This window comes from Inquilinus sp., assembly GCF_057815775.1.
Genome location: NZ_JBYRFX010001176.1, coordinates 1 through 3,718, shown reverse-complemented (window position 1 = coordinate 3,718; position 3,718 = coordinate 1). Strand labels below are relative to the sequence as shown.

At 74.3% G+C, this 3,718-nt stretch carries 3 protein-coding genes; 1 reads left to right on the top strand and 2 read right to left on the bottom strand.

The genetic code is table 11. From position 1 onward, the window contains the following. A partial coding sequence (locus tag AC3XYG_RS41870) for an AsmA family protein (RefSeq protein WP_489145847.1) occupies positions 1–2,391 on the top strand: 2,391 nt, incomplete at its 5' end. Between the two features lie 12 nt (positions 2,392–2,403). On the opposite strand, the gene AC3XYG_RS41865 is transcribed toward AC3XYG_RS41870, so the two are convergent. Both AC3XYG_RS41865 and AC3XYG_RS41860 read right to left on the bottom strand, forming a co-directional pair. Then, positions 2,404–3,279: an SMP-30/gluconolactonase/LRE family protein gene (locus AC3XYG_RS41865; RefSeq protein WP_489145846.1), complete on the bottom strand. Its 876-nt coding sequence runs from the start codon at positions 3,277–3,279 to the stop codon at positions 2,404–2,406. 34 nt (positions 3,280–3,313) lie between these two features. Beyond that, positions 3,314–3,718 (bottom strand): peptidoglycan-binding domain-containing protein (locus AC3XYG_RS41860; RefSeq protein WP_489145845.1); only part of this gene is annotated, 405 nt, incomplete at its 5' end.

Below are 3,718 nucleotides of genomic sequence, written 5' to 3'. Positions count from 1 at the left end.
GACCTCGACGCCAGCCTGGCGCGGATCGGGGTGAAGCTGCCGACCTCGTCGTCGCGGCCCGGCGTCTTCGCCCTGCGCGGCACCGTTCTTGTCGCCGCCGATGCCTCGGGCGCCGACCAGATCCAGCTGTCCGACCTGACCGCCGATCTCGGCGACATGCGGGCCGCCGGCGGACTGACGGTCACCCTCGCCGCCGTGCCGCGGGTCGAGGCGACGCTCGGCTTCAACCGGCTGGCCCTGGCCGACTGGGCCGGCGACGTCGATCCGGCGGCCCTGGTGACGCGCCTGGCCGGGATGCTGTCGCGCAAGCTCACCCTGCCGGTCACCGGCACGCTCGATCTCTCCGTCGCCGCGCTGGCGGTGCGCGACGGGCTGGTGCGCGACCTGCGGCTGCAGGCGACGCTGGACCCGGCGCGGATCGGGCTGACCCGCCTAGCCTTCGGCCTGCCCGGCGGGGCCTCGGCGGCGCTGTCCGGCGGCATCCGTCTCGACGGCGACCGACCGGCCGCCGACCAGCTGAGCGTCCAGGCTGCGGCCGATGACCTGCGCGGCGCGCTGGGCTGGGCCGGCATCGATCCTGGTGCGATCCCGGCCACCGCCCTGCGCCGCGCCAAGGTCGCCGCCACCCTGTCGGGCGATTTGGCCAATCTGCGGGTGTCCGGCATCGATGCCGATCTCGACGGCAACCGGCTGAGCGGCGGCCTGACCTATGTCGGCGGGGCGCGGCCGGGCATCGGTGCGCGGCTGACGCTCAGCAAGCTCGACATCGACGCCTATCGCCCGGCGGATGCGCCGCGGCTGTTCGACCGGCTGCAATCGGATGCCGGGCTGCGGGACCGTATCCTGGCGGTGCTCGGCGGCATCGACGTCAATCTCGATGCCACGGTCGACGCCGCGGCGGTCGACGGTGCCGCCTATGACGGGCTGCGGCTGGAGGCCACCCTGGCCCAGGGCGCGCTGACCATCCACAGCGGCCGGGTCGGCGGGCCCGGCGGGGCGGGGCTGACCTTGACCGGCGCCATCGGCCAGCTCGCCACGCTCGACGACATCGACCTGCAGGCCGGGCTGAAGGCGGAGGATCCGCCGGCGCTGCTGCGCGCCCTGCATCTCGACGGCCGGCTGCCGATGCCGCCCGCGGGACCGGTCGAGGCCTCGCTGCGGCTGCGCGGCGATCCGGCGGCGCTGTCGCTGGACGGCTCGGTCGATATCCTGGGCGGCACCGCGGTGCTGGGCGGCACGGTGTCCGACCTGGCGACGGCGCCGCACAGCGTCCTCAGCCTCCGGGTCACCCATCCGGACCTGCCGGCGCTGCTGCGCCGCTTCGGCGAAGGCGACGCGGTGGCGCCCGATCTCGGCGGGCTTGATCTCTATGCCGATCTGGACTGGGCTGGCGGCCGGCTCAAGCTCGACAATTTGCAGGGCATGGCCGGGCCGGTCTCGCTGGGCGGGACGGCGGCGCTGGCGATCGGCGCCGGGCGGCCGCAGCTGACGGTGTCGCTGCGGACCACGGCGCTGGCGCTCGACCGGCTGTTCGTCGCGGGGGGCTCGCCCGGCGGGGTCGTCGGCCAATGGTCGGCCCGGCCGTTCGATCTCAGCGGCCTCGCCCGCATCGACGGCACCATCGAGCTCGAGGCCGCGGCGATCTCGCTCGGCGGCTGGGGCCTCGACCAGCCGCAGCTCCGGGCCGTGCTCGACCATGGGGCGGTGACGCTGGACCGGCTGTCGGCCGGGCTCGCCGGCGGGCGGCTCGGCGGCAATGCCCGGCTCGACCTGTCTGGCCCGCCGCGCTGGACGCTGCATGCCGACCTGGTCGATGCCGATCTCGGCGCCCTGCTGAAGCAGTCGGCCGGGCCACAGGGGCTGGCCGGGCGACTCGATCTCGGCTTCGACGTCACCACGGCCGGCAACAGCGTGGCGGCCTTCGTCTACGGCCTGGGCGGCAAGGGGCTGGTGGCGGTGCGCGACGCGTCGCTGTCCGATCTCGACCTTGGGGCCGCTGACCGGCTGCTGATGAATCCGGGCCTGCCCGGATCCTTCCTCGAAGGCCTGCGGTCCGCCTTCTCCGGCGGCAGCACCACGATCCCGGCGACCAACGCCACCTTTGCCATCGCCGATGGCGTGGTGACGTCAACCGACCTGCGGCTGGCCACCGATGCGGCGGTGGGCACCGGCGGCTTCACCCTCGACCTGCCGCGCTGGCGGCTCGACCTCGGAGTCGATTTCAGCTTCCACGCCCATCCGGACGTGCCGGCCGTGGGCTTGCGCTTCGACGGCACCCCTTCGGCCCCGGTGCGCCGGCTGGAAACCCGGGCGCTGCAGGACTGGGTGGCGGCGAAGGCGGCGGCAAAGGCCGCCGAAGGCGCTGACGCGCCAGCCCCCACGCCACCCTGACGTGTCAGCCGGTCAACCGGCGAAATGCGTGCCCGGCAGGCCGCTTCCGGCGCCGGCGATCGCGAACAGCCCGCCGGCCAGCGGATACTGCTGCAGTGCCGCCTCGGACATCCCGGACCGGGCACAGGTGACATACAGCGTGGTCAGTCCCGGCCCGCCGAAGGTGCAGCTGGTCACATGCGGCGCCGGAATCGGGATGGCGTGGTCCAGGGTGCCGTCCGGCCGGAACCGGCTGACCCGCGCCCCGCCCCAATGCGCCACCCACAGATGGCCGTCGCGGTCCACCGTCATGCCATCGGGCACGCCGTCATCCTCGGCGAAGATCACGAAGGGCCGGCGGTTGGAGATCGCGCCGCCGGCCAGGTCGAGGTCGTAGGCATAGACCACCCGGCGCTCGGAATCCGCCTCGTACAGGATGCCGCCGTCGGGGGAGAAGGCGGGGCCGTTGGTGACGATGTAGCCGTCATCCATGCGGTGCCAGCGATGGTCCGGGTCCAGCCGGTAGAAGGCGCCGGTCGGCTCGGCGCAGCCCATCTCCACGGTCCCCGCCCACAGCCGGCCCATCGGGTCGACCTTGCCGTCGTTGAAGCGGTTGCCGGGCCGGTCCGGCTCCGGGTTGCCGATCGGCGTCACCCGGCCGTCCGGCAGGTCGATCAGGTGGAAGCCGCTGCGCAGCCCGGCCACCAGCCCGCCGCGGCGGCGCAGCGCGATGAAGCCGATCGGCTCCGGCATCGGCCATTCCGCCTTCGCCCCGGTCGCCGGCTCGTAGCGCAGGATGCGCGGCTGCAGGATGTCGACCCAGTAGAGCGCCTGCTCCTCGGCCGACCACAGGGCGCCTTCACCCAGCGTCGCCTCGGCCGCCCAGATGCAGACCGCGTCCTGCGCCATCGCCATTCCTTCCTGTTGTCGACCGGGGCCGCGGTCAGAAATGCCCGGGCGTCCAATCCGGCGTGTCCGCGCCGGTGGCCTTGCGCAGCGACTCCAGCAGCGCCGCCGAAGGCCGCCGGTCGACCGGCAGCTTCTGGCTGCGCTGGAAGGCGGCGATGGCGTCCCGGGTCTTGCGCCCGGACTTGCCGTCGGCCGGACCCGGGTCGTAGTTCATCATCGTCAGCAGCTGCTGGATTTCCTTGAGCTGCGCGTCACCCGTCGGCTGGTTCGCTGCGGGCGCCGGGGCCGCGGTGGCCGGTGCCGTGGGGGCGGCCGGGGTGGTGGCGACCTGCTGGGCCGGCTCGGTGCTCGGCTGCCGAACCGGCGATCCCGGGGCGCGCGCCGACCGGTCGGGCGCCGCCGCATCGGGCGGTGCCGGGGTGGCAGGCGCCGAGGCGGC

Bases quoted from the DNA above. Each gene is read 5' to 3' on its own strand.
- AC3XYG_RS41865 (WP_489145846.1), bottom strand. From the start codon at position 3,279: ATGGCGCAGGACGCGGTCTGCATCTGGGCGGCCGAGGCGACGCTGGGT.